The organism is Kitasatospora sp. NPDC048286, assembly GCF_043201735.1.
Classification (GTDB): Bacteria; Actinomycetota; Actinomycetes; order Streptomycetales; family Streptomycetaceae; genus Kitasatospora.
The window spans coordinates 33,863-59,457 of sequence record NZ_JBICZE010000021.1; the positions used below are offsets into that span (position 1 = coordinate 33,863).

General features: G+C 69.4%; 16 protein-coding genes. 5 read left to right on the top strand and 11 right to left on the bottom strand.

The genetic code is table 11. From position 1 onward, the window contains the following. Positions 1 to 9 precede the first annotated feature (9 nt). The 3 genes from ACGF13_RS35950 to ACGF13_RS35960 all read right to left on the bottom strand — a co-directional run bounded on the left by ACGF13_RS35950 (position 10) and on the right by ACGF13_RS35960 (position 2,282). Entirely contained in the window at positions 10 to 1,545 is a 1,536-nt protein-coding gene (locus ACGF13_RS35950) for a hypothetical protein (RefSeq protein WP_392883450.1), read from the bottom strand. Positions 1,546 to 1,743: 198 nt separating this feature from the next. Next, complete coding sequence (locus tag ACGF13_RS35955) at positions 1,744 to 2,163, bottom strand: VOC family protein (protein ID WP_392883452.1); 420 nt, start codon at positions 2,161 to 2,163, stop codon at positions 1,744 to 1,746. Further along, a complete protein-coding gene (locus tag ACGF13_RS35960) occupies positions 2,160 to 2,282 on the bottom strand; it encodes a hypothetical protein (RefSeq protein ID WP_392883593.1) in 123 nt (40 codons plus the stop codon). The genes ACGF13_RS35955 and ACGF13_RS35960 overlap by 4 nt, the downstream gene beginning before the upstream one ends. Before the next feature lie 521 nt (positions 2,283 to 2,803). Between ACGF13_RS35960 and ACGF13_RS35965 the strand changes: the two genes are divergently transcribed. After that, positions 2,804 to 3,313 (top strand): hypothetical protein, encoded by a 510-nt coding sequence (locus ACGF13_RS35965; protein ID WP_392883453.1) that lies wholly within the window; start codon positions 2,804 to 2,806, stop codon positions 3,311 to 3,313. 438 nt (positions 3,314 to 3,751) lie between these two features. Beyond that, positions 3,752 to 3,895 carry a hypothetical protein gene (locus tag ACGF13_RS35970; protein WP_392883595.1) on the top strand — a complete coding sequence of 48 codons (144 nt, stop codon included), beginning with the start codon at positions 3,752 to 3,754 and terminating at the stop codon, positions 3,893 to 3,895. Positions 3,896 to 3,985: 90 nt separating this feature from the next. Here the strand turns inward: ACGF13_RS35970 and ACGF13_RS35975 are convergent, their stop codons facing one another. Next, positions 3,986 to 4,681, bottom strand: coding sequence for an alpha/beta hydrolase (locus ACGF13_RS35975; protein ID WP_392883455.1), 696 nt, complete (start codon positions 4,679 to 4,681; stop codon positions 3,986 to 3,988). Between the two features lie 332 nt (positions 4,682 to 5,013). After that, positions 5,014 to 6,000 carry a hypothetical protein gene (locus ACGF13_RS35980; RefSeq protein WP_392883457.1) on the bottom strand — a complete coding sequence of 329 codons (987 nt, stop codon included), beginning with the start codon at positions 5,998 to 6,000 and terminating at the stop codon, positions 5,014 to 5,016. 619 nt (positions 6,001 to 6,619) lie between these two features. Here ACGF13_RS35980 and ACGF13_RS35985 point away from each other — a divergent pair. Beyond that, positions 6,620 to 9,013 (top strand): CAP domain-containing protein, encoded by a 2,394-nt coding sequence (locus ACGF13_RS35985; RefSeq protein ID WP_392883459.1) that lies wholly within the window; start codon positions 6,620 to 6,622, stop codon positions 9,011 to 9,013. 147 nt (positions 9,014 to 9,160) lie between these two features. Here ACGF13_RS35985 and ACGF13_RS35990 read toward each other — a convergent pair whose 3' ends face one another. Continuing rightward, the gene (locus tag ACGF13_RS35990; protein WP_392883591.1) at positions 9,161 to 10,945 is read right to left on the bottom strand and encodes a S8 family serine peptidase; all 1,785 of its coding nucleotides are present in this window, start codon (positions 10,943 to 10,945) and stop codon (positions 9,161 to 9,163) included. Between the two features lie 899 nt (positions 10,946 to 11,844). Continuing rightward, on the bottom strand, positions 11,845 to 12,219 hold the full coding sequence (locus ACGF13_RS35995; protein ID WP_392879002.1) for a transglycosylase SLT domain-containing protein: 375 nt from the start codon (positions 12,217 to 12,219) through the stop codon (positions 11,845 to 11,847). Between the two features lie 975 nt (positions 12,220 to 13,194). Between ACGF13_RS35995 and ACGF13_RS36000 the strand changes: the two genes are divergently transcribed. After that, the gene (locus ACGF13_RS36000) at positions 13,195 to 13,827 is read left to right on the top strand and encodes a hypothetical protein (RefSeq protein WP_392883460.1); all 633 of its coding nucleotides are present in this window, start codon (positions 13,195 to 13,197) and stop codon (positions 13,825 to 13,827) included. A gap of 124 nt (positions 13,828 to 13,951) precedes the next feature. On the opposite strand, the gene ACGF13_RS36005 is transcribed toward ACGF13_RS36000, so the two are convergent. Then, positions 13,952 to 14,158: a hypothetical protein gene (locus ACGF13_RS36005; protein WP_392883462.1), complete on the bottom strand. Its 207-nt coding sequence runs from the start codon at positions 14,156 to 14,158 to the stop codon at positions 13,952 to 13,954. 79 nt (positions 14,159 to 14,237) lie between these two features. On the opposite strand from ACGF13_RS36005, the gene ACGF13_RS36010 reads away from it, so the two are divergent. Beyond that, positions 14,238 to 15,131, top strand: a complete 894-nt coding sequence (locus tag ACGF13_RS36010; protein ID WP_392883592.1) for an IS5 family transposase — start codon at positions 14,238 to 14,240, stop codon at positions 15,129 to 15,131. A 43-nt stretch (positions 15,132 to 15,174) separates the two neighbouring features. Here the strand turns inward: ACGF13_RS36010 and ACGF13_RS36015 are convergent, their stop codons facing one another. The 3 genes from ACGF13_RS36015 to ACGF13_RS36025 form a co-directional block, all read right to left on the bottom strand. Beyond that, the gene (locus ACGF13_RS36015) at positions 15,175 to 15,570 is read right to left on the bottom strand and encodes a contact-dependent growth inhibition system immunity protein (protein ID WP_392883463.1); all 396 of its coding nucleotides are present in this window, start codon (positions 15,568 to 15,570) and stop codon (positions 15,175 to 15,177) included. 1,529 nt (positions 15,571 to 17,099) lie between these two features. Beyond that, positions 17,100 to 17,549 (bottom strand): hypothetical protein, encoded by a 450-nt coding sequence (locus tag ACGF13_RS36020; protein ID WP_392883464.1) that lies wholly within the window; start codon positions 17,547 to 17,549, stop codon positions 17,100 to 17,102. A gap of 9 nt (positions 17,550 to 17,558) precedes the next feature. After that, on the bottom strand, positions 17,559 to 25,304 hold the full coding sequence (locus ACGF13_RS36025; RefSeq protein ID WP_392883465.1) for a polymorphic toxin-type HINT domain-containing protein: 7,746 nt from the start codon (positions 25,302 to 25,304) through the stop codon (positions 17,559 to 17,561). Between the last annotated feature and the right edge of the window lie 291 nt (positions 25,305 to 25,595).

The window sequence follows — 25,595 nt, forward strand, 5'->3', positions numbered from 1 at the left end:
GTTTCCGGTTCAGGCGTCGGGTGGGCTGACAAGGACGAGCTGGGTGATCGGTACGTGGTCCTCGACGTCCAGGGTCACGCGGTACAGGTCGGGCGCGTCGGCGGTGAAGCGGGCGGCGAGGGCGCCGTCCGTACGGTCGGGGTCGCGGCGGAGGGTGAGGGGGTGGCCCATACGGCCGGTGGTGGCGCTGCGGACGGTGAGGCTCCCCCTGGCCGGCGTGTCGAGGCCGGTCGCGTGGAGGATGAGCGGCTGCCCGAACGACCCGCCGAGCTGCGGAGTCTCCAGGCCCGGTCCGGCGCTGGTGCCGGAGAGGCGAGGCCCCTGGGGGCGTTCCAGCGCGATGTTGCGGAGCTGGCGCAGGACGTCGTCGTGGCGCATCAGGGTGCCGTGCTGGCCGAAGACGTAGGTGCGTGCCTCGGTGCCGCCGGCCTGGGCGGACGGGGTGTGGACGGTGCCGTCGCCGCGCGAGTCCCGGCGGGCGGGGATGCCGGTGGCCGGGTCGCGGACGAGTTCGCCGTCCTCGCCGGCGTCGAAGGAGTGGTGCCGTCCGACGGCGACCGCGTGCCCGGCGTACTGCTGTTCGTCGAGGGTCTGAACGGTGGGCTGTGCCTCGCCGACGATCGCGCGGTGCCCGGGCATCGCGAACGGGTGCTCCCAGCGGCGGGTGTGCTCGTCGAGCGAACGGGCGGCCAGGTGTTCGTCGCCGCCGAGCCGGGCGACATCGGAGGGGGTGAGCCGGTCGACGTCCAGTCCGCGGTCCAGGCAGCGGTAGCCGGGCAGCAGGTCGTGGACGCCCGGCAGGGTCGCCGCCATCGCCTGCACCTGTCGCAGCAGCCTGGCCGGCTTCGCCCCGGCGTGCAGGAGGTTGAGAGTGAGGACGGACTTCACGGAGCCGAGGAACGGGGTCCCGACGGTGACCACCGCCCGGGTGTCGGCCGCGAGTTCGGGGTCCTGCTCCAGCGCGGCCCGCACCACCAGCCCGCCCATCGAGTGCGCGGCGAACAGCAGCCGCGGCTGCCGCCCACCGGCGGCCCGCCACTCGGGCCGGGCGGCGACCCGCTCCCGCCAGCCGGTCAGGTGCGCGCGGGCCGCCCGGGCGAGCACCGCGCCGTTGTAGGCGACGGCAAGGCGCCAGTCGTACGGGAACGGCGCCACCGCCTCCGGCGCCAGCGTGACCTCCCGCAGGGCCTTGACCGCCTCGCCGTAGGGGTCCAGGCCCTCCAGGACGGGCAGCCACCACGGCTTCGCCAGCAGCCCGGTCGCCCGCACGCGGGTCAGCGGCGCCCGCCGGAAGGTGTCCGCGTCGGCGGCCCGCTCCGACTCGTCCGCCCGCAGCGCACCGAACAGCCCCCCACCGGCCGACGCACCCGTCAGCGTCCCGAGGTCCACGCCCCACAGCGGGCGGCCCGTCGCGGCGTCCTCCAGGACGCTGCCCATGATGCCCGGCACCACGACACACGCGTCCGGCGTCCGGTCCTCGAACACCGGCGGCACACCCGAGTAGGGCACCGCGCCGCCGAACCCGCCGTCCCCCAAGCTCCCCATGGCACCCGACGATAGGGGAGCAGACCCGCCACGCGTGCGGCTTCGTCAAGAACGGCCGCGGATGACCGTTGCCGGGCGTGCGGCGCCGATGCCGCGGCTCACCCCGGGGTCGCCAACTCCCATAGCCGCACCGTCGTTCCGTCCTTCGAAACCGTGTACCAGCTGCCGCGTCACGACCTGTGGCTGGGGTGATCGTCGTCAGTCCGGTTCGGACGGGTCGATGGCGACGAGTTCGACCTCGAAGCCGTCGGTGTTCTCCAGGTAGGCGGCGTAGCTCTGTTCACCGCCGGCGTGCGGGTGGCGGTCGGGGAACATCAGGTTCCAGCCGTGCCGCGGCGCCTCGGAGGCCAGCGCCGCCACGGTGTGGTGGTCTTCGACGTGGAACGCCAGATGGTTCAGCCCGGGCCGGCACCGGTCGTGCCGGCCGGCGGTGAGGTCCGGGGACTGCTCGAAGACCAGGTAGGTCGCTCCGAGCTTCCAACTGCGGCCGTTGCTCCAGCTCTGGAAGAGCGTGTAGCCCAGGGCCTCCAGCAGCCAGCCGAAGGAGACGACGGCCCGCTCCAGGTCCGGCACCCAGATCTCGACATGGTGCAGTGCCCCGTTGGTCGGCCGGATCATGCCGCCACCACCGGGGCCGGTCCTGCCGGGCGGCCCGCGCCGGCGAACATCGACCCGATCGGATCGGTCGAGCGCAGGTGGGCCCGGTGCTCGGCCGGGAAGTCATGGAACGTCAGCAACTCGTCCTCATCATCGTGGGTGATCTCGCAACGGCTTCGGGGAACGTCGCCCCATACTGCCGGACAACCGCCTTGACGGCCCCGGCCGCGTGCTCGCGGAGCCCCGACGACTCCCCCGACCCGGACCTCGACCACGCTCGCCACCTCGCTCACAACCTCGCTCACCACATCCGCCGAAACACCGCCCCGAGCTCGGCAAGCCGCCGCGGACCAGCCGGGAACACCGGCGCGCCCTCGGGCACGTAGGGTTCCGCAACCGACCCAACGGCCCGCCGGGACTGCCGCCCTCGGCCCGCACCCGGCCACCGTTGTCGGCCTCCTCCTCGCGCCACCGGCCACTGACCGGCGTCCGTCGTCGACCGGCCTTGGCTGATCGGACTCACCGACGCGGCACGGCGCACGGCCGGCCGTGGCGCCCGCCCACGAGTGCCTTCAGCCCGGGGCCGAACCATGCGCAAACCGCACCAATCCCCCCAAGGAAGCGGTACGTTGGCGCTGCCGACCATAAGGAGAACCACGACGTGACCATCGACCAGGCTGCCCTCGGCAGCGCCGTGAAGGCCGTCGCCGCCGCCGCGCGCGACGATGACGTGGCTGCGCTGTACCAGGCCGTGATGCCGCCGACGGGCGTGGACACCCCTCCGCGCGAGGCCGCCCAGTGGTTCGGGTTGCTCCTTGTCCATCTGGCACTCACCGCCGCGAACGCTTCGAAGCTGGAGCAGGGCTGCTCCCGGGAGGCCGTGTCGGCGTGGATCAAGGAGACACTGGGCCCTGTACCCACCCCGGCGCTGCTGCGTGCCGAGGATCCTGTCCGCATCGACCACGTCGAGGCGGTGAGCGCCGCAGCGAGCTACTCCCAGTGCCACGAGTACGCCGTCGACCTGGTCCGGTTGGGCCTGACCGACCCGGATGCGGCACCGGACGAGCGGGGCGTCGACGCCCACTGCGCGGTGACGAACGACAAGAAGACGCGGATCATCGTGATGGCGATGCTCGGCCGCCTCGCCGCCGATTCCGGCGGGCGAGGCTGACGGCGCCGCTTCGGTGGAGCGCGGGCGCCGGGCCGCCTTCGGGCTGCCCGGCGCGGTGGCCCAACTCGACGTTTAACATCCGGCTGCGCTCGGACTGTGTCGATTGTCGGTGGATACTGCTATGACGCGGCGCTCTACAGCGACGGGCGGGTGAAGACGCTGGTGGACCTGGCGCTGGCGCCCGAGCACCGGCGCGGGCACGGAGCCCTGTGCGACACGTTGAACCGGGGCCGCCTGGACGTCGACAGGCTGGACCGGATCCCACTGGGAGAGCGCCGGCTGGAGTGGTGCCGCCCTTCAACTGGGGCTGCACGCTGTGGTAGATGGTCGGCTTCCGCGACGTGGACGGCGCGATGTGGTCCAACCCAGAGGGCTGACGTCGACCGACGCGATCTGCGGCCGGCGTCCCCCGAGGGGCTGTTCGGGCTACGCCGATGGATGCACGAGACGGCCGTCCGGGACGGGCAGGAGGAACTCGCCCGCGCAATCACCTACCTCTTCGGCGACGCCGAATGCCCGCGCTGTGCCAGCGTGTTCAACATCGCGGACGAATACGCGTTCGCCAACTGCCCCGGCTCGTAGCGACCCACCGGTCCGCAGTCCACGACGTCCCGGCAGGCTTCCTCCGGTTCGTGCTCCGATCGCCGGCCCGGTTCTCCTCCACGGCTGTCGTCACAGGCTCAGCAGCAGGTCCCGGACCGCCGCGGGCTGGGACAGGAAAGGGTGGTGGCCGGCATCGAGCTCGACGACGCGGCCGGCGCGACGGGCGAACTCGCGTTGCAGCCGCGGCGGGGTGCCCCGGTCCTGAGCGCAGACGAGGTAGATGGAGGGCAGTTGCCGCCATGCGGCCGCGCCGACCGGCTGCCCGGTCACCTGGAGGCTCTGCCGGGCGAGGTGGTCGGCCGCCTGCGCCTGGACCTCCGGGTCGCAGTCCTGCAGGAAGGTGTCCGCGAGCGACTCCGGGCGGACCCCGAACGTGCCGCCGTCGGGGTCGACGTCGAGGAAGGGGGCGGGGCGGCCGTCGCCGAACTGCGACAGGCTCTGCCCGACCTCGGGCAGGTAGCTGGAGACCAGCAGCAGGTGGCGCACCGACCCGACTCCCGCGGCGGCTTCGGCGGTGACGATGCCGCCGTAGCTGTGGGCGACCACGACGGTCGGCTCGTCACTCGCCCTCAGCATCTCCCGCACCGCGGCGACGTCCTCCGGGAGACCCGGCCCGCCGAGGCCGCCGGGCACGCCCGTCTCGCCGCAGCTGGGCAGCGCCGGGGCCGCGCTGGGCATCCCCCGTTCCCGCAGCAGCTCGGCGGTGCGGTGCCACCACCACGACCCGTCCCGAACGCACGCCCCGTGCACGAACACGACTCTCATCGCCACCTCCACGTCGGCCTCGACAGATCACGTTCACCACCCGGGGCGGCGGATGCCGCACGACGCGCCGGTGACGAGCGGACCTGCTCGCCGCGGCATTTCGGCAGAGGCATCACGTGATCGGTTCAGCGGGCTGTCGCGCTCCTCCGCTTCCCCTTCGGGGTGAAGGCGAAGGTGTCGGGAACCGGGCCCTGCCCGAATCGCACCGCCGGAAGGCGGCTTCCCGCGGACTCGGTCACGTCGCCTCCGTCGTCGAAGGCCTGCTCCCCGGCCGGGTGCCACGGTGTGTTCCGCTCCCGGAACCACGGTGGCACGGGCCCGCGCCATGAGGGCTACTGCATGACCTCCAGGTGCGGGTGGTCGAAGGAGACCGGGCAGTAGTAGAGCTGCATGTTGTAGCTCCGGCCGATCTGGATGCCGATGTCGTCATCCGCGCCCCGGTCCTCGACGGGGTCCCAGCCGCTGCCGTCCAGAGCGCCGGAGCCGATCGTCAGCAGCGGGTTCATGACCGACTCGCAGGCGCGGCACCGCATGACCCACGCGTCACGGAAGCTCCACGGCCCCCAGCCGCCGACCTTCCAGCCCGGAGCGACCGACAGCTCGAACTGGTAGTAGGCCCGGAACTCGTCGGCCGACCGGTACCCGGGGTCCTTGCCGGTGAACTCCTGCTCGCACCAGTCCGCGATCCGGCTCGCCAGGCCCGGCTCCAGTTCCAGCGACGACGGGTACTCCGTCACCACCTCCGGGTGCAGGACGCACGGCTCGGGCACGTACTGACCGTGGCTGGACACGTCTGCAGGCTCCGGCTGCACGGCCGACACCCCGCCGACCTCTGCCGAAGAGCGCCACACCAGTCGGGTCGCCGGCATCCACTCCGGTTCGTGTTCCAGGGGGCACCACAGCACCTGGAGCAGGTCCGCCCCGTCGGGGCAGGGCAGGCCGGGGACGTCGCGCGCGTAGAGCTGGGCCACCGGCACGAGGAGGTTGGGCTCCCCGCTCCACGGATGCCCCTCGTACGTCGCCTTCAGGGCCGCTTCCTCCTGTGCGGTGCGCGTCCCGCCGGCCCAGCCGATGTCGATGAGTCTGCGGCGCAGCCGAACGTCGGCGGGCGACACGGGCGGCTCGTCCTCCGGATGCGGCTCGGTGCACGCGGGCCAGGGCTCGTCGGCCGGCCACAGCAGTGGGCCGCCGACGGAGCTGTCTCGGGCGGTCGGCGTGCCCAGGCGCGGGTGCAGGCGCACCGTCCGGCGGGCCAGGGGCGCCAGTTCGGGGAAGACGGCGGCTATGTCGACCGAGCGCGGTGGGGTGGTGCGGGCCATCGGAACCCTTCACAGGAGCGGGGGAGGCTGACGAACGGACCCTAGCCGTCACCACGGACAAGACTGTCCCGGCATCCTCACGGCACCCTCGCCTCCGGCGGCGACACCGACGGCGCGCTGGACCTGATCGCCGACACCCTGCCCGGGGACCCCTGGGAAACCATCGTCACCACCTGCCTGGCCGCGCTGTGCCACCGGCACGCCGGACACCCCGCCACCGACCCCGCCCACGCCCACGCCCCGATACTCGACCGCTACGAGCAGCACCAGCGCGAACCGCAGTCCGCCGTCTTCGACACCCGCCTCGGACTCTCCCTCATCGAGTGCGCTCGGGGCTCGGTTCGGCGGCCCCGGGAACGCGCAAGTTGCGATCACCCACACGGGGTAACAGGCTGAAAGCGGAAGCGGGACGGGTGTCGAACCTCGCCGTGCTCGTCGCATCCGGCAGGGGTGAGGGCTGGGCCCACGAGCGGCTCGTCTCGGGTCGGCGCCCGCCGTTCGGCACCGAGCCCGGCTCGGCCTCTCGGTTACCCGGCCACTCGACCACTCGGCCACTTGCGCCGCGACGACGCCCCCGTACCGGGGCCGGTGCCGCGGTGGACGCGGATGAGGTTTTCCCATGCCCACACCCACACCCTTCACCCTGCGCGGCCTTCGTCGAGGTCGTCTGCCGCATTCCTTCCGGGCGGGCGCGCCGGCCGCGGCTCTCCCCGGGGTCGTCACCGAGTACGCCCTGTCCACCCCGGGTAGCTCCTCCTACCCCTGGGACCTGGCGGTCGGGCCGGACGGCAATCTGTGGTTCACCGAGTACGAGAGGGGGTTGGTCGGGCGGATCACCCCGGGTGGGGCCGTCACCGAGTATCCCCTGCCCACCGCGGACGGCGGGCCGACGGGGATCACGGCCGGGCCGGACGGGAACCTGTGGTTCACCGAGTACGACAGCGGCATGATCGGGCGGATCACCCCGGCCGGTGCCGTCACCGAGTACCGCGTCCCCAGCCCGAACAGCTTCCCGTGGGGCATCACAGCAGGCCCGGACGGCAACGTGTGGTTCACCGAGTACAACAACGGTGTGATCGGGCAGATCACCCCGGGCGGGTCCATCACCGAGCACCCGCTGACCGACGCGGGCAGCGGGCCGACGGGGATCACGGCCGGGCCGGACGGGAGCCTGTGGTTCACCGAGTCCACCGGCAACCGGATCGGACGGATCACCACCAGCGGGAACATCACGGAAAACCCGGTCCCCACCTCGGACAGTTCCCCGTGGGACATCACGGCGGGGCCGGACGGCAACCTGTGGTTCGTCGAGGGCGCCGGCAACCGGATCGGACGAATCACCCTGGGCGGGGACATCGCCGAGCACCCGGTACTCACCGCGGGCGCCCAGCCTTCCGGGATCGTGGCGGGACCGGACGGGAACCTGTGGTTCACCGAGTACCTCAGCGGCAAGATCGGGCAGATCACCCCGGACGGGTCCGTCACCGAATTCCACCTGCCCCCCGCGGACAGCGGGCCGACCGGAATCGTCGTGGGGCCGGACGGCAACCTGTGGTTCAGCGAATACGACAACGGTGTGATCGGGCAGATCACCCCGGGCGGGTCCATCGCCGAATACCCCTTGCCCGTACAGAACAGCCATCCGCTCGGGATCGCGGCCGGGCCGGACGGCAACCTGTGGTTCACCGAGTCCACGGGCAGCCGGATCGGGCGCATCACGTCGACGGGATCCGTCACCGAGTTCCCGCTGCCCACCCCGGTCAGTCTCCCGTTCGGCATCACCGCCGGGCCCGACGGAAACCTGTGGTTCACCGAGTACTTCGGCGGTGCCGTCGGACGGATCACTCCGGCCGGGGACATCGCCGAATTCCCCGTGCCCCACTCGAATGCCTTCCCGTTCGGCATCACGGCCGGGCCCGACGGAAACCTCTGGTTCACCGAGTACTGGGACGGCACGATCGGGCGGATCACCCCGGCCGGGGACATCACCGAGTTCACCCTGCCCACCGAGGGCGGTCGCCCGCTGGGGATCGTGGCGGGGCCGGGCGGAAACCTCTGGTTCACCGACTACTGGAACGGGACGATCGGGCAGATCACCCCGACGGGATCCGTCACCGAATTCTCCCTGCCGACCCCCGACAGCGGGCCGACCGGCATCGCGGCCGCCCCGGACGGGAGCCTGTGGTTCACCGAGTCCAGGGCCGACCGGATCGGGCGGATCACATCCAAGGGATCCGTCACCGAACACTCACTGCCCAACCCGGGCAGTTCCCCGTACGCCATCGCGTTCGGCTCCGACGGAAACATGTGGTTCACCGAGTCCACGGGCAACCGGATCGGGCGCATCACGTCGACGGGATCCGTCACCGAATACCCACTGCCCACCGCGGACGGCCACCCGTACGCCATCGCGTCCGGACCGGACGGGAACCTGTGGTTCACCGAGTACTTCAGCGGAATGATCGGACAGATCACCTCAGGCGCCGGTCCCGCGCCGAATCCGCTGGAGCAGGAGCTCTTCGACCTGGTCAACCGGGCACGGACGCACCCGGAGTTGTACCCCCTTCTCGAACCGGACCCGCAGGGAGAGGCGAAGATGAGCGCCTGCCCCAGCCCCTTCCAGTTCTCCCAGCAGCTCAGGAACATCGCGTACGACCACAGCAGTTACCTGTCCACCGTTCCCAGCGCCCAAGTCCAGGTGGACCCGAACATGCATCTGGGGCCCGACGGGAAACTGGTGTGGGACAACGGCGAACCCATGGACCTCGCGGGCTACCACACCTACCGCGGGGAGAACGTCTACTTCCAGCAGGGGCAGCCCGAGCCCGCCCCCGATCCCGCTCAGGCCGTGGAGTTCTGGATGCAGCGGGACTCGGCATGGCACTGGGCGCACCGCAACCTCATCCTCAACTGCGCGGCCCTGGAAGCCGGCGTGGGCTACTACCACCAGGCCCGACCGCCGGGCAGCACCGAGATCCAGCACTACTGGACGCTGGACGTGGGGACGCGCTGATCCGACGCGGCGTCGCCGGGTACGCCACCCCGGTGGCAGTCGGCGTCCCGCTCCCTGCCGACTCGCGAGACCGGCCGCCCGACGCCGTGGGGCGTCGGGCGGCCGGGTGCAACGGGGAGGTTAAAAGGTTCGGATGGTTCAGAGGGTTCAGAAGGTGAGGTTCCAGGCGTCGATCGTGCCGGTGTCGCCGGCGGCGCCGTCCTTCACCCGGAGCTTCCAGGTGCCGTTCGCCGCGCTCGCGGCGGCGTTGACGGTGTAGGTCTTGGCGACGTTGTCGGTGCTGTCGCTGTCGGCGAAGTCCTCCAGGAGGTAGACCGTGCCGTTCGGGGCGACGAGGGAGAGGACGAGGTCACCGCGGTAGGTGTGCTTGATGTCCACGCCGACCTTGAGCGTCGCGGGCGCGTTGCCGGTGACGCCGGTGACGGTGATCGGGCTCTCCACCGTGGTGTTGTCGGGGATCGCCACGTCGGCGGTGTTCTCGAAGTACGTGCCGGTGGGCGGGGTGGCGCCGCCGACGGCCTTCAGCGCGTCGACCTGGCCCTCGCCGAAGAAGCCGTTGTTGGCGGTGGTGCCGGTGCAGCGGCTGTCGGAGGCGGGGCAGGCCAGGTCGTTGGCCTGGCTCGCGAGGCGGGCCCGGATGTCGGCCGGGGTGAGCGTCGGGTCGGCGCTGGCGAGCAGCGCGGCGACGCCGGTGACGTGCGGGGAGGCCATCGAGGTGCCGCTCTTGGTGCCGTACTTGCCGCCGGGCAGGGTCGAGTAGACGCCGGTGGCGCCGTCGCCGCCGGGCGCAGCGACGTCGATGACGCCCCGGCCGAAGTTGGAGTAGGAGGCCTTGCCGCTGCCGCTGCCCGTGGCAGCGACGGTCACCACGCCGGGGAGTTCGGTGGGGATGTCGAGGCAGGCGTTGCTGATGGTCCGGGTGGTCGGGGTGGAGTCGTTCGGGCTCGCGGTGTCGGTGGTCTTGTTGGCCAGGTCGTAGTTGGAGTTGCCGGCCGCCGCGACCTGCAGCGAGCCCTTGCCCTCGGCGTACTCCTGGGCGCGCTTGACGCCCTCGATGAGGGCCGCCTGGTCGAGGTCGTTCGGGCAGTTGAACTGCCACGGGTCGGTGTAGTAGCTGTTGTTGGTGACCTTGAAGCCGTGGTCACCGGCCCAGACGAAGCCGCAGACGGTGTTCTCGGCGAAGAAGAGGGTGCTGGTCGGCTCGGCGATCCGGACCGAGGCGATCTTCACGCCCGGCGCGACGCCGATGACACCCTTGCCGTTCTTCGCGGCCGCGATGGTGCCCGCAACGTGGGTGCCGTGGGTGTCCACGTCGCGCCAGGCGCCGCTGCGGGTGTCGGGCTTGCCGTAGGCGCAGGAGACCGAGTCGGCGGCGTCGAAGTTCGGCGCGAGGTCCTGGTGCTGGTCGTCCACGCCGGTGTCGAGCACGCCGACCTTGACGGACGGCGAGCCGGTGGTGACGTTCCAGGCCTGGTCGGCCTTGATCTGGGTCATGTCCCAGCGGTTGGACTCGGTGAGCGTGGTGACCGCCTGGGCGGGGTTGGCGGGCAGGGCCGGGCTGTAGGCGTCGGCCGGCACGTCGGAGGTGCGGGTCGCGCCGACCTGCTGGATTCCGGTGACGGTCCGCAGCGCGGCGGCGAAGCCGGTGCTGGTGGAGTGGGCGACGATGACGCCGATCTGGTCGTAACTCGCGAAGACCGTACCGCCCTTGGCCGCGACGGCGGCCTTGGCGGCGGCGACGTCGGCCGGGGCGCTGATCACCAGGTAGGCGCGGGTGCCGGCGGCCCAGCCGGCCGCGGAGCCCGCGACGGCGGGGGCCTGGGCCGCGGGGGCCTGGGCGACGGGGTCTTGGGCGACGGGTGCGGAGACGGCGCCGGGGACGGTGGGGGTGGTGGCGGCGGTCGCGAACGCGGTGGGGGTGGCGAGCGCCATGGCCGAGAGCACGGCGAGGGCTGCGGCCGGGCGGCCGAGCCGCCGGGATATCAGGGGTGACACGTGTCCTCCGATTCGGCCCGCGCGTGAGGGGGATCGCACGGGAATTGAAGGAAACATGCCAGATTGAACAGGAGTTGGGGAAGACTTTACGCCTGACGACTTTTCACGGAAGCGTTACGTTTTGATGTCATGGGGCCCCGGCGCCCCGGGCGGGGCGCTTGCGGCAGCCGACGGGAATGCTGCGAGCCGGCCACCGGTTTCCGGACGGCGGTCGGCGAATGCCAGCGCAGAGCATCGCCGCTCACCGACCGGCGTCCGTCGCCGCCCAGCCTTGAGCGATGAACCTGCCCCTCGCGTACCGGACCGCCGAGTCGCTGCTCACGGGCATCCCCCAGCGCTGGGCGCACTCCTGTCGAGCCCTGGAAACAGGCCCGACTCCTCGCCCCGACCCTCGGCGCCGATGAGGAGCTGGTGCGCGTCGCCACGCACCTCCACGACGTCGGGTACGCGACCTGCGCGGTCGACACCGGCCAGCACATGATCGACGGCACCCGGCGGGAGATCCTCTCCGATACGGGGACGGCCTGCCATCCTGTGGAAAAGTCCCGGGCCGGAGATGCCCGGTTCACCGACGCCGGGCCACCGCCCCTGGGCGTCGACTTCCGAGCACAGGGACCGACGACCCGTCCCCGTTCCCTCGCGCCCGGCCGGGTGGTGGCAAAGACCTCGGGACCGCGGCGCTGCCGTACCACGGTGATGCGCCGGACGACTGCGTCCCGGCGGGTCGGGAACGGGGCGAGGGCCCGTGTCGCGCGGTTGCGCGGCACGGGCCCTCGTGGGTCACTCCGGTGGTCCCTGTCCGGCCCCCGGGGTGTGGGGGAAGCCGAGGGGTCGGCTTAGTACCAGTGGTGGGACTGCCAGAAGTTCCAGGCGGCGTTGGGGCTGCCGTAGCGGGTGTTCATGTAGTCCAGCGCCCACTTGATCTGGGTGGTGGGGTTGGTCTTCCAGTCCGCACCCGCGGAGGCCATCTTGGAGGCCGGCAGGGCCTGGCCCAGTCCGTAGGAGCCCGAGCTCGGGTTGGTCGCGGTCACGTTCCAGCCCGACTCGTGGGAGATGATCTGGCTGAACGAGGCCAGCTGGTCCGCCGGCACGATCTGGGCGGCGAGGGCCTGCGGGGAGGCGTCGGCGGCCGAGGCGACCGTGGGGACCACGGCGGCACCCAGGGCGGTCAGGCCGGCGGCACCGGCAAGAATCGCGGCAGAGGTGCGCATACGGAGCTTGAAAGCGGGCATGTAGAGCAGGACCTCAATCGGGTTGGGCCGGTGTCACGCCCCGCCCCGACCGTGGCCGGACAGGGGCCGAACGGTCGCGGGGTGTGACTCGGCGGTAAGCCGCATCCGGCGGGACAGGAGCCGGTGTGGCTGGCGACGAATGCAAAGTTGCCAGACCGCAACGGGCCCCGCCAAGACCCCCCTGCTACGATCCGCCGTCGTAGCGCAGCGGCCGTCTGTGATTCGAAGGGCGGGCCCGTCCGGAGCGGTTGACCCTCCCTGACCTGCGCAAACGCCACCCACCACCCGGCAAAAAGCGGGCAAAACGGACATTCCTAGCCGTCGTCGTGCACCGCAACCGCATGTGAGCGCACTCACCGTTTGAACCCCGACGGCATCACCACCCGGCCCGCTGCCACCACCCTGAGTCACCGCCGACCGGGCCGTCACCGAGACCGCGGTCACACCCCGCCGATGCCGCAAAGGCGCCACAGCGCGTCGCCACCGCCGCCGGCCCGCCCGGTCGGTACGGCCCCGGCTGCGCTTCGCCCGTCACGGATCCTTGCCGTCGGCGAGGCTGCGCACCAACCTCAACCCGAACGGCCCGGCAACGGGGTGCCGCTCTTCGACTTCCACCAGCCCGGCTGATGCCGATCAAGATTGTTTGGCAAACGATCAAGATCCCTCAGCCGTCGGCGCCCAGGCCTCCACCCGCAGGTCAGCTGTGTGCGGCACACTCCGATGGCCGCCGGCAGACCGGCCCGCAGGCTCGCCTCCGTCCACGAGCGACGCCTCCCACACCCGTTGCCGTCTTCCCTCCTGCGTCATCCCGCGAGCCGCCCGGCGGCAAGTGCGGGCCGTGGCTCGGCCTCGTCGTCACCAGCTCCGCCGCCAGCCGCGCCTCGGCACTACTCAGACGGCCCTTGAGTACGCCCGCTCATGCACTCCGACCGGCCGCTTCCTACCGTGATCCGCATGGACACGAACGCGGCTCCCAGCCACCCCCAGCCCTCCGCCAACCCACGCTGGGCCACCATCTGCGGGATCGTGCTGGCGCTCCTCACCGCCCTGGCCGTCCTGGGAGCCACGGCGCTGGCCAAGTTCGAGGACTCCCTGACCCAGCACGGGTACGTCAAAGGCCCCGGAACCGTGGTCGAGCCCCAGCGCGCCGGCGGGACCGTCCGCTACGACGACGGCCTGAGGATCACCGTGAGCCCGCCCCACCGGGAACCCGACAACAGTTACAGTTTCACGATCACCTACGACAACGGCACAGACAGGGAACTGCGCCCGGGCGGGACGTCCCCCACCACCGGCCTCGGCACGACCGGTGGCTCCGCCCCCGTCGTGGTCCGCGCGGGGAAGGCCATCGACTCCGGCACCCCGTCCCCCACCTCCGGCGCCGCTCCCGCCTTTGCTCCCGGCATGACCTTCCTGGACCGGTCCGAGTCCTTCACCGCCCTCACACCGCCCCTCGGCACGGAGCAGAAGCGCACCGTGCCGGTACGGGTGAAGCCCGACAGGGACGGAGGCCCGGTCACGGTGGAGGTCGCCCCGAAGTCGCCCGGGTACCGCGACACCGCGTACTGGCAGTTCGACCTCGGCTGACCAGCTGACCCACGCACGGGTACCGCGCCTGCCGGCCCCATGCTCATCGGGCGGACCCAGCGCTCACGGGCGCGTTGCGGGGGTGCGCAACGCCCGGGAAGCACCACGGGTGAGCGGCCGGCGGTCAGGCGGTGCGCGAGGACTCAAGCACGTGCGAGAGCTCGTCGATCGGATGCTTGGCCTGACGCCTCAGAAGGGTCACGGTTCTGATGAGACTGGCGCCCACGTCCACGGAGAAGGCCATCACGACCTCTCGGAGCTCCAGGCTCCGGGCATCGTCGGACTCGATCTTCGCCAGAAACTCCTCAGTGACGCCCGGGCGGGCACCCACGTCAGACAGGGTGCGGCTCTGCCGGCTGCGGGCCGCCTGCAGCAGCCGGCCGACCACCTTCTCAGACCGCGTTTGAGATCTGCCGTGTCCAGTTACTGAAGGGTTCGTTGAGCTCTCTGTGAGCGGCGTTGGGGGTGGGTATCCGTCGGACCTGACGGACGAACAGTGGGCGCTGGTGGAGCCGTTGCTTCCGCCGGCGCGAGTGGGTCCGAAGGGTGGGCGGCGGGAGAAGCACCCGCGGCGGCGGATCGTGGACGCGATCTTCTACGTGGTGCGGACCGGCTGCGCGTGGCGGCAGTTGCCGAAGGACTTCGCCCCGTGGCCGACGGTGTACTGGTACTTCACCTGGTGGCACGACGACGGAACCGTCGAGCGAATCCATGACGCCCTGCGCGGCCGGGTCCGTGAAGCCGACGGCCGCGCCGCGGAGCCGAGCGCGGGCCTGGTCGACTCGCAGTCCGTCCGCACCGCCGACACCGTCCCCGTCGCCACAAGGGGCTTCGACGCGGGCAAGAAGGTGAAGGGCCGCAAGAGGTTCATCGTCACCGACACTCTCGGCCTGCTCCTGGCCGTCCACGTCGTCGCGGCGAGCATGCAGGACCGCGACGGCGCGAAGCGGCCGCTGCTGTGGACCCGCCTCGACCACCCCAGCGTCAAAGAGATCTGGGCTGACCAGGGCTTCGCCGGCCGCCTGGTCGAATGGACCGCCCAGATCCTCGGCCGCGACCTTGAGATCGTCCGCAAAGACCCCGACCAGCGCGGCTTCCGGGTCCAGCCCAAGCGGTGGGCGGTGGAACGCACCTTCTCGTGGATCACCGCCCACCGGCGCCTCGCCCGGGACTACGAGACCAGCCCGGCCCACTCCGAGACGATGATTCGATGGGCCATGATCGGCGTCATGGTCCGCCGGCTCACCCGGGGCCGACCGGCAACCCGGCCTGGCCCACGACCGCTCGTGCGGCAATCCTCGTAGTGAGCCCGTCGACCCCCCGCCGGCGGCAGTTGCAGTCGCCGAGCTACCGAGCCGGGAACCGCTCGATCTCGCGTTTCAGGGCCGGCGGCACGTGGGCCAACTCCGAGACGATCAGGCGGACCTCCTGTCCGAGGTCGGGGAACTCGCTCCAGACCTCCGCACTCCTGGTGAGCACGGCGGCCAGCAGGTCACCCTCGTACATGTCGCCTTCCGCCAGTGGGTCGGCCCGGAGGACCTCCAATGCCAGGGGCAGGAGATAGGCAAGGCCCACGTCTTGCCTGATCAGCAACCGCATGTCCTCGACCGTCAGGCCGCCGATCGGCTTGCGCCGAAGCTCGCGCACGGTCGCCATCAGCCGGGTTTCCCCGCCCGACGGGGCCGACCAGCGGTCGCGCTCAAGCTCCTCAAGGGAGCGGTCACGGTTCACGAGTCGAGTCACCGACCGATCGTCCCATGGCAGATCTCAAACGCGGTCTCAGATTGACTCTTCCGACACCTGTTGGAGCAAGCCGACTCACGGAGACAGCCATGATCTACCGCCTCGCCGCACCATCGTCCGTTGGTGTTTGCCGTCAACTACTGCCGTCAAATGCGCCTGAGGCTACATCAGTAGCCTCAGGTTCTCGAAAGCGAACGAATCAGCGCTCACCTACTGGACGCCACGCGTAGCCGTCAACCGCCCTACAGCAACCCGATGACATCATATGGAGATTCAATTTCCGACTCCCCCAGGAGATCCAGAAAGAGTTGATATTGAACAAAATTACCTCGGTCAATCATTCCGTTTTCTGGCCAGATCGCATCGCATTCTGGGCACTTTGCGAGCTTGATCGAGAATCGTGTTGCCCGCACTCTTTCAAGTAGCGCCTGCCCGCAACGAGGACACTCCACCGACACCCCTCCCACTTCAGTAGGGATATGCACTAATCACCTCCGTTGTTCCTGGCTTCACGATGACGCGGACCGAGGCCTGGCCACCATCGCCAACCACCCGCCCCATAGGCACCGCGTAGGCGAGTCTGTCCGAGCGGCGCTATACGGCAAGCATTCGGACAGTTCCAGAACCCAGGTCGCCGTTACACGTCAGCAGTGCCCGCCCTCACCGCAGGCCTCGCCTACACTGTCGCCCTGGCACGCGTCGCCGATGCGAGCGCACCCATCACGCTCAACAATGGATACCGGCCATGCCGACTGCACTGTCTCGTGGACCTAATACTGCCATCACCCCACGCAGAAGCCCCGCCGGAACCGGCGGGGCTTCTGCGTGGGCCATCACGTACTTGGCGCTTGGGGATCTAGCTGGTTCAGCTTTGGCTGCTACTCCCAGAGGCCCAGTCGAGCAACTTCTCGAACTCCACCCTCAACTGACCGGCATGCATATCGGACAAATGTTTCTCTCGGGGGGAGGGGTCGACTTCGTAGTTAATAGTCGAAACCTGAACCTCGCCTGACTCCCAGACCGTCAGGTAGAACCCTCTCCCTTCCCTCTCCACATAGACTCCGAATGATTTCTTTTCCGTGTACTCCAGAAGCAGGCTTCATGCAAGAGCATGGCACATCGAACTCAACGTAGATCGATCCTGGCGCAGCCTGCTTCTGATAGGCATCAGGGCTGGCTGGATTCGCTACGTAAGTTGAAGTTCCCCCACTTCCCGCCTGCACCTTTCCCGTGTCACGCATCGCCTGATACTCATCTTCCGACATCCAGCGACCCACAGTGCAGTTGTCGTTGTGAACAAGTACCGGAGTCTTGCCAGCCAGCACATAGTACGTGTGGAGGTCGGAGGTGGTAAGGCTGCGGGCACCCTCTAGACTGCGTGCTGCAGGCGCGGAGGCTCCGCGGGCAGTGATGGCGCTGCCGTCTGCGGTCAGCGGGTGATCTACTGCCCGCAATGTCCTTGCTTGGGTGATATTCTATGCAAAAGCGGCCCACCAGTAGGTAGGTGGGCCGCTTTTGCATTGTTGGGGCTAAATGAACGGTCCGTCCAAGACTTCGAATGAACAGTCCCGTGACAAAATATACTGCTTGGAATAGCTGTTCGCCGCGTCGTGGATCGACCGGGCTGACCATTCATCCGGGCCTGGATCCAGATCCAGGGTGAAGAGGCCGTCTTCGTAACCGATCTTCAGGCCGTCAGAGAGAACCTGCAAGGGGTATGCGAGGCTCTCGGCAAGGCGATACTCGGTCATACCGCGCATAGCGATTCTTACCAGTTTCCATCCAAACAGGCGACTATTTGCTCCCCCCTCCCCCTGGCTTGTGCGGTCCAGCGCCTGGACCTCTACCTCGATGGTGCGGGCAGCTCGATCGCCCCGCGGGAGAAAGATGGAAATATTGGTAATGACACCGTCCTCGAACCCCAGGAACCTCTCAAGGAATTCTGGAATGGATTCCTGGGAGAGATGGGCTCCAGTCATTCTTCTCACTCAATTCCGGGGTCGGAGATTCCAGCCTGGCGGCAAGTTGGATTCTGGAATATGGGGAGCGCCTGCGCCATGCCCCCCGCCGGGCGTCCCTGGAGGATCGATCACGTGGCCGTGGGGTCCACCAGTGCCATGATCCTTGAAGTCGAAATGGCCGACCGCGTTTCCATCCTTGTCAAATATCGTGTTCTGTACAGGGGTGCCGTCCTTTCCTGTTCTTGTGTATACCGAGTCCGGCGTTCCGCCAGTCCACGGAGGCCTTGCCGTTCCAGAAGAATATCCCCCCAGCGGCTCGGTACCCCCGCCACAGGGGTTGTAAGGGGTGGCCCCTGTGTTGTGAACCAGGACCGGCGTAGCCCCCGCGAGCACATAGTACGTGTGGAGGTCGGCGATGGTGAGGTCATAGGCGACCTGGGGAGCGGTGTCGTAGTTCCGTACTGCCAGGACGGTGGGAGTGCGACCGTCTATGGTGCGGACGGTGTCGCCGGGGGTGAGTTCGGCGACGTTGGTCCACTGGCGGGTGGTCTCGTCCCAGAACGGGTGGTGCTGGGTGCTGGTGAGGGTCTCTACCGTTCCGGGGCTGCCGTCGAGGTCGTTGACCTGCAGCTGTAGGTCGGTGAAGTGCTCGTCATCCGGCGTTCGGATGGTGCGGATGACCGACTTGTTTTCAGTTTCTCCCGTTGTCGGATCCGTTGCCTGGACCTGGTCCCCGAGCTGGAGGGACTCGATCGTCTGGGTCGTGCCGTCAGCCAGGAGGACACGCGTGCCGGGCGGGAAGCTGTGTGTCGCACCCGCCTGGGCGCCATCGCACGAGATCATCGACAGGGCGTCGGATGCCTGGTCGGCTACGTGTTCGGCCTTGTCCACCGCCAGGGCGGCTTTCCCGGCCTTGCCGGCCATCGCGAAGAGACGCTCGCCGGGGATGGCGCCCATGAGGTTCTGGGCCGCACTCATGTAGTGGCCGTCGTACGCGTCCATGACCGCGGAACCGACAGCGCCGACGGCGCTCACTGCAGGGATGGTCTGGATCGAGTCGAAGATTTCGTGGATGGCGGACTTGGTCGTTCCGCCGTGATAGATGATGTGGACGTGCGGGCTTACGACATTGGGGTGTTCCTTGCTCCCGCTCCAGTGGTTCCAGTAGTTCTCGGTCCAGGTCCCGTCACTCTCGAGTTTGAACGTTTCGGTGGTGACGTTGCCCTTGTCGTCGTAACAGGTACCGAATCCACCGCAGACTCCCTCGGGACGCAGTCCGCTGGGGTCGCTGAGGTTGACGGGGTTGTTGTTGCCGTAGGTGTAGCCGTTGATCTGTTGCGGGTCGGTGAGGTCGAGGACGGGGTCGACGGAGATGAAGCGCCCGTTGGCCGCGTCGTATTCGCGGGCTCCGAGGTGGGTGAGGCCGGTGGTGGCGTCGTTGGTGCCGCCGACGAAGCCTCGTTCGGTGGGCCAGGAGGCCGGCTTTTTGCCCCGAGGGGTGCCGAAGGCCGTGGTGTCGCCTCGGGTGTACGCCAGGTTGTCGGCGCTGATGGTGAGTTGGGCGGTTCCCTGCTGGTCGTTGATGAGGTAGTTGAGGGTTCCGTCGGAGGCCTTGACGATGGTGGCGTTGGCGACGGCGATGTACCGGGTGCCGGTGACCTTGTTGGCGGTCTTGTCGAGCTTGAGTTCCTGGCCGTCCAGGTAGAGGGTCACCGATTCGGGTTCACGGCGCAGGAGGCGGTTGCCGTTCGCGTCGTACAGGAAGGTGGTGCTCTTGCCCGCGGTGGTGGACTTGGCGAGGTGGCCCTCGGTGTCCCATTCGAGGGCCTGGTCGCCGTCGGCGGTAACGCGGCGGACGGTGTTGCCGGCCTCGTCGTAGGTGAAGGTGTCGGTCCGGGCGCCGGTGCCGGTGATGTCGACACGGCTGAGTGCGTGGGGTCGGGTGCCTCCGGGGGCGGGGTAGGTGGAGGTGCGCTGGGTCTGGTCGCTCGGCGGGTTCTCGGGGACCTGCGTGAGCTGGTTCCAGGGCAGCCAGATGCCGGTGGAGTAGGCCCGCTTGGTGTAGTTGAGCGTTCCCCCGGCGATCGTGACGAGCTTCAGGTCACCGCCCGAGCTGACGACCGACGCCGACAGCGGCTGGCTGAGCTGACCGACGACCTGACTGACGTTGCCCCAGCCCGCCCAGACGCCGTCGGGCCTGCGGATGGTGTGCCAGATGCCTCCGCCGGCGATGGCGGCGACTTCGAGGCCGGCGCCGGTCGCGGTGGCGGTGACGCCGGTGGGCGTGATGAGAGCGCCGGTCGCGCCGTAGACGTTGCCCCACTTCTGCCAGACGCCGTTGCCGAAGCGGATGGTGTGCCAGATGCTGTCACCCGCGACCACGACGACCTCGAGGCCGGAACCGGTGGCCGCACTGGCGACACGGGTGGCTCCGGTGAGGCTGCCGGTCTCGCCGTAGACGTTGCCCCAGCCCGCCCAGACGCCGTCCGGCCTGCGCAGGGTGTGCTTGAGCACGCCGTCGGACAGGGCGAGGACCTCCAGGCCGGAGGCGGTGGCGGACAGCGACAGCTGGCTGGGGTTGGCGATGGGACCCACCACGCTGGTGACGTCGCCCCACCCTCCCCACTTGCCGTCGGCGCCGCGCAGGGTGTGCCAGACCCGGCCGCCGGCGATGGCCATGATCTGCAGGGTGTTGTCGGCCCAGGTCGCCGCGACGAAGTCGACGGGGGCGGGCAGAGGCCCTGCCTGGGTCTTGTGCAGGTTCTCGAAGTTGGCCCAGGTGCCGTCGGCACGCTGCTGGGAGAGGTAGACCTGGCCGTCGGCGACCGCGACGGCGCTGGTCTGGCCGTCACCGGCGATGGCGACGGAGGTCACCTTGCCGGTGTCCATCAGTGGGCCGGGGGCGGCGCCGAAGGTGCGGTTGGTGGCCTGGGTGCGGTTGCCGGCCGCGTCGTAGGTGTAGCTGCTCCAGTACGGGTCCACTCCGCCGACGTGGGGGTCGCTGGTCGGGGTCGGCTCGACAGCGCAGTTGTCGGTCGCCGACCAGGCGTTGGTCAGGCGCTGGGCGAAGTCGTACGTGTAGCACTGGGTGTCCGTGACGGTGGCGTTGTCGCGGTCGTCGCGGACCCGGGTGATGTTGCCGACCGGGTTGTAGGTGTAGGTCTTCTTGTTGAGGGTCTGCGGTCCGCTCTTCTCCCGGTCGGTCTGGACCAGCGCGAGTCGCTGGGTCGCGTCCTCGTAGACGTAGGTCTGAACGGCACCGGATCCGAATCGGCCGATGGTGCTCTGCTGGAGCTGGCCGAACGGCGAGTACGAGTTGCCCCGGGAGTAGACCTGGTAGCCGCCGTCGCTGACCGTGGTGGGCAGGCCCAGCAAGGTGTAGTTGCGGTGGATTGTCTCCTGCGGGAGTCCTCCGCCGGCCGGGTAGGTCGTGGTGTCGACCAGGCCGGTGTCGGGTGTGTAGGTCTGGGCCGTGGTGTAGGTGCCGGCGAGGAGCCCTTCGCTGTCCGGGACGGTGACGGTGTTGCCCGTGGGCCGCGCCGCGCTGTCGAATCCGGTGACGGCGGTGGTGTAGGCCTTGCCGTTCTCCCAGCGGGTGCTGCCGGTGGCCATGCCGTTACTGCCGGGCAGGCTGTCATAGGCCCACTCGGCCAGCTTCGGGCCCGCTGCGGAACCGTCGAACATCGCCGTCTTGCGGCCGAGGATGTCGTAGGTGTACGCGAGCGTCTTACCCCGGCCGTCGGTGACGGTGGCGAGGGTGCCGTCGGGGTTGTAGGCGCTGGTGGTGGTGCCCTTGTCCGGGTCGACGGCCTTGGTCTGGCGACCGAGCAGGTCGTACTCCCAGGTCCAGGCGTTGCCCGCGGCGTCGGTGAACCGGGTGAGCTTGCCGGCCGGGTTGTAGGTGTACTTCAGGGTCTCGTACGCCGACGCGGCAGCGTCGAAGTCCGGGCTTCCACTCTTGTAGTGCCGCACCTCGGAGGTCCGACCGTGGGCATCGGTGATCGTGAGTGTGGGGGTGCCGCCGTTGGGCGGGGTGGTCGCGCCCCAGTTCACGCCGTAGCGTGTGGTGGCACGCCACTTCTCCACGTTCAGGGACTTGAAGATGCTTGCGGTCGGTCGGTCGAGGCCGTCGAACTCGGTCTCGGTCTGGGACGGGACCTTGTTGTCCAGACCGATCCACAGCGCCGCTTCCGGCACCCCGGTCGTGTAGTAGGCAGCGTTGGCGCGGTAGACCCGGCCGTGGCTGTCGTAGAAGCTGTCGGTGATGGTGCGGCCGCCATTGTGGGCAGTGCTGCCGCCGTGGGCCTCCTCTTGGACCTGGCGCGGGCGGAGCAGGCCGTCGTACAGGGCGATGCTGGTGCGGTAGTCGCCGCCTCCCAGCAGGGTCCTGGTCGTGACGGCAGGCTGCTTGCCTGGCTCGATGGTGTACGCGTACGTGGCATTGGGCGAGGCGTTCTTGTCCCGGCCCGGGTTCCACACGGCCGTGGTGCGGCCCATGGCGTCGTAGTCGACGTACGTGGTGCGGTTGTTGGCGTCGACGACCTTCACCGGGAGGGCCAGCAGGCCGTCGTAGGTGGTGGTGGTCGTGAACTGCTTGGGGTTGGTGGACTGGACGACGGTAGCCTGGGAGCCGCTCGCCGGGGTGTAGGACGTCGTGGTCTCCGCGTTGTTGACGTCCTTGACGGAGATGGCACGCCCGTACTGGTCGTACGCAGTGGTGCTGACCGTCACGTAGTGCGGGGTGGTGCCGTCGTAGCGGTCCAGGGCCTCCGTCGCGGTGGCGTAGCCCTTGCCCGGTTCCGGAGCGGACCCGAGCGGCTTGCCGTCGTAGACCGTCCTGGCTTCGCTCGTGACGGTCGCCGGTGTGGCGTTGATCGAGCAGAGCGTGCTGGCGGTCTGGACGGACTGCGGGTAGGAGATCAGCCAGTTGACGGTGTCCGGGGTGACGTAGGCGGTGCGGGTGCACTGCTCGTCACCGGTGACGTTCGTGTCGCCTTCGTCGGAGACCGCCGTGGTCTGGCCGTAGCCGTCGAAGGTGCGGCTCTCACGGAGCGTGCGGGCCGTGCTGCCGTCCGGCTGGAACGCGTTGGTGGTCACGCTCTCGGTGCGGACCATCGTGGCGGTCACCGCCGGCAGGGCGGCGGCCTCGGGTCGGCCGGTTTCGCCCGGCGGGGTCGCGGTGGGCTTGCCGTCCTTACTGGGCAGGGCCTTCACCGCGCGGCTCGCGGTGCTGCGGAGCCAGGGGGTGTTGACCGTGCTGGTGAGGGGCTTGCCGCCGTCCTGGTCGTAGACGATGCTCTCGCGGCCGAAGCCGGCGAGTTCGTTGCTGTCCTTGATGCCCTGGAGGGGGTTGACCGGGCGGGACTGGCCGTTGGCGAGGGTGTCGCCGTCCATGCCGCGGAAGTAGACGGTCTCGGTCAGGCTCTTGCCGGAGTCCCCGACACGGGTGCGGACCCGCTGGTAGCCGCGGAAGTCATTCCAGGTGCGCTGCTTGTCCGGGGTGAACTCGGAGTTGTCGCGCCGCCAGGCGGCCCCGTCGAGGTACTCGTAGGCGGTGACCTTGTCGGGGGAACCGGACCCGGCCACCATGTCGTGCTCGGTGACCTTCTCCACGAGGTACTTGTGGAACCAGTCGAGGACCGGGTCCGCCGCGTCCTCGGGAGTCCACCAGGTCGGGTAGCAGCGCCTGGTGTTGCTGTCCGGGGCGGGCAGGGCACCCGCGACGCAGTCGATGTCGGTGTACTTGATGTCGGTGTTGGAGCCGGTCTCGGAGGTGATCCGGTTGACGCGGTACCGGTTCATCGGCGGACGGCCCTCGGCGGAGTCGACCCGGTTGGGACGCAGGTCCCCGCCGAACGTCACCGGCTGGAGGGTCAGCGCGGTCGCGCCGGCCTTGGCGGTGCGGGTGATGGACTGCAGCCACAGGGCCCGGCCACCGCTGTCACCGGTGGCGGGGAAGTACTGGTCCAGGCTCCAGGCGTCGATGTCCCGGTAGCTGCCGTTGCTCTGCAGGGCCTGCGTGCTGATGCCCGTCAGCCGCCTCTTGGACCAGAAGGTCGGGGCGCCGTTGCGGCAGTCCTGGTCCTTGTCGCAGGACTGGTCGACCGGGGTGTCGTACCAGTTGGCGGCATTGGCCTTGGTGAAGGAGCAGTCAGTCGCCACGCACCGGTCGGTGGTGGAGAAGGTCACCTTGCCGGCGGGCGAGGCACCGTAGACCTGGCCGGAACGGTGGCCGTACTCGATGCGGTTGAGCGTGACGGCACGGGTGTAGAGCGCGTCGGCCTTGGGAGTTCCCGTGGCGGCACTGATGTTCTTGGCGTAGGCGTTCTTCTCCTGGTCGTAGAAGTACGCGATCGCGTTGCCGTGCGGGTCGACGGTGTAGTCCAGCTGCCAACGCCACGCGCGGTCACGCGAGGAGTCCTTGAACGCAGGGGCATAGCCGGGTTCGCCGGGCTGGTTGCCGAACACGGGCACGGTCAGGGCCGAACCGGTCTCGGGCTTGCCGGTACTCCAGCCGGGCAGGCGGTTCTTACCGAAGAAGTACTGGGTGCCGTCGGTCGTGGTGACCTTCCAGTACTCGTTGTCGGTGTCGCCGTTGGCGGTGTCCGACGCCGTGCCGTTGAGCTTCTCCACGCGCGAGCCGTCGTCGTTGGACAGCTTCCACGTGCCCGTGGCGTCGTCACGCACCAGCGCGGAGCTACTGCCGTTGAGCGAGACCGTCGCGTTGTCGGACTTCCAGCACAGGTCACCACCCGTGGCCGGAGCGTTGCTGCCCGAACCCTTGTCACCCGCGCAAGCGGTGTAGCTGCGCTCGATGAAGCCGGGGTTGTAGTCCCAGCCGTCACCGATCCAGGAGGACTGGTTGTTGGTGGACGCGGTGCGCCCGTCGATGGCCGACGACGAGTAGCCGAGGGCGACCTTGGGGGCCAGGTCGCCGGGAACCGGAGGAACCTGGATCGGGTAGGACCAGTTGAAGGAACCGGTGTTGCCGCTCACCGACCACGTACCGGACGCGGCCAGCGAGGTCGCCTTGTAGTTGCCCTCCGGCCCCGACGCCCCGGCCGTGGCGGCCAGCACCGTGGCACCGGCGAGCGACGTGCTCGCCGCCTGGGCGAACGACGTCTTGACGGCGCCGTCGGAGGAAGCCTGGCCGGCAGGTGCGGTCACCGCGACGTCCGCCGTCAGTGTCCCGGCCTTGGTGTCGTTCGAAGCGACCAGTGGCGTGGCCGTGCGGCACTGCGGCTGGTCCGGCGTGGTCAGCGCGCACGCGGGCAGCTGGACGAAGGTCAGCCGGGAGCCCCAGTCGGCCCCGAACGACTCACGGAAGGCCTTGTAGTCCAGCTGGACCCGGGCCTTGTCCGGCGTGGCGCTGCCCGCCACCGGCTCGAGGTTGACCAGGACGCCGTCGAGACCCACGGTGGCCGCGGCCGCCCGGTCCGACAGGCCTACCCGGACCTTCGACTGCCCGCCCGTCGCCGGATCCTTCCCGACGGAGGTGACGGTCACCGGCAAGCCGGGCGCCTTCGCCTGCGGGGCCGACTTCTGCGTCGAGGCCGCCGGAAGGTCGAGCTCGGCCTTCCCCGGCTTGGGCCAGGCCGCGGCCGGCGGCGCGGTCGGGGGCTGGGCCGCCTTCGGGTCACGGCGTTCCGGCTCCACCTTGGAGAGCGGGACGGACTCGGTGTGCTGGACGGGCGGCAGTTTGAACTCGTCGCCGGCCGCTACCGCGACGGCCGGAATCTGTAGGGCGGCGGCTATCAGAGCCGTCACGGCCATGGGCGCGACTTTACGGAGCACAGGGCGTGTCATTGCCTCGGACCGGCGCGTTCGCGGTCCAGGCGAGGCGCCCGTGTCGGATGGATACATCCGTTTCTTTCCTCTTGGTCGTGTTGTGCGGGTGCGATCACACCCGGCGGGACGCTACCAAGAGCCGCCGACGGGACATCCCTGATTGTTCGCCAACCACCCTGCCTACAGGGCCATTTATCTCTCTTTTATAACTCCTTCACATCGAGGATGGCAGCCCTCTGGGCCGACACCACCTCACAAAGAGGTGATTTTTCCGCT

Bases quoted from the DNA above. Each gene is read 5' to 3' on its own strand.
- ACGF13_RS35950 (WP_392883450.1), bottom strand. From the start codon at position 1,545: ATGGGGAGCTTGGGGGACGGCGGGTTCGGCGGCGCGGTGCCCTACTCG.
- ACGF13_RS35955 (WP_392883452.1), bottom strand. From the start codon at position 2,163: ATGATCCGGCCGACCAACGGGGCACTGCACCATGTCGAGATCTGGGTG.
- ACGF13_RS35970 (WP_392883595.1), top strand. From the start codon at position 3,752: ATGCACGAGACGGCCGTCCGGGACGGGCAGGAGGAACTCGCCCGCGCA.
- ACGF13_RS35975 (WP_392883455.1), bottom strand. From the start codon at position 4,681: ATGAGAGTCGTGTTCGTGCACGGGGCGTGCGTTCGGGACGGGTCGTGG.
- ACGF13_RS35980 (WP_392883457.1), bottom strand. From the start codon at position 6,000: ATGGCCCGCACCACCCCACCGCGCTCGGTCGACATAGCCGCCGTCTTC.
- ACGF13_RS35985 (WP_392883459.1), top strand. From the start codon at position 6,620: ATGCCCACACCCACACCCTTCACCCTGCGCGGCCTTCGTCGAGGTCGT.
- ACGF13_RS35990 (WP_392883591.1), bottom strand. From the start codon at position 10,945: ATGGCGCTCGCCACCCCCACCGCGTTCGCGACCGCCGCCACCACCCCC.
- ACGF13_RS35995 (WP_392879002.1), bottom strand. From the start codon at position 12,219: ATGCGCACCTCTGCCGCGATTCTTGCCGGTGCCGCCGGCCTGACCGCC.
- ACGF13_RS36000 (WP_392883460.1), top strand. From the start codon at position 13,195: ATGGACACGAACGCGGCTCCCAGCCACCCCCAGCCCTCCGCCAACCCA.
- ACGF13_RS36020 (WP_392883464.1), bottom strand. From the start codon at position 17,549: ATGACTGGAGCCCATCTCTCCCAGGAATCCATTCCAGAATTCCTTGAG.
- ACGF13_RS36025 (WP_392883465.1), bottom strand. From the start codon at position 25,304: ATGGCCGTGACGGCTCTGATAGCCGCCGCCCTACAGATTCCGGCCGTC.